The 266-nt window shown below is 39.1% G+C and carries 1 protein-coding gene; it reads left to right on the top strand.

What is annotated here, in order from left to right:
• Positions 1 to 47: 47 nt before the first annotated feature.
• A partial coding sequence (locus R0J87_RS21180; protein ID WP_498888747.1) for a pentapeptide repeat-containing protein occupies positions 48 to 266 on the top strand: 219 nt, incomplete at its 3' end.

Genomic DNA, 266 nt, shown 5'->3' with positions numbered 1-266 from the left:
AGTGAATTCTGAATCAAATTAGTTTTTTATTAAAAATGATGACAAAAATGACTCAAATGATTAGTTTATTGCTGGCTTGCGTTGTACTATTCTTGCCGTTGGATGCTCAAGCCCAGACTTCTACTCGCTTTCAACGGGAATCTTTAATTAGTGCCGATCTTTCAGGAGAAGATTTATCTGGGGAAACGCTACAACTGCGAGAAATTTCAGATGCCAACTTAAGTGCAGCGAATTTGAGTGATGCTGATGTGCGGGGATCGATTTTC

Origin of the sequence: Halomonas sp. SIMBA_159 (assembly GCF_046536035.1) — a bacterium.
Lineage (GTDB): Bacteria > Pseudomonadota > Gammaproteobacteria > Pseudomonadales > Halomonadaceae > Vreelandella > Vreelandella venusta_A.
Note: the sequence above shows the minus strand (reverse complement) of the source record. Positions and strands in the feature narration are given on the sequence as shown.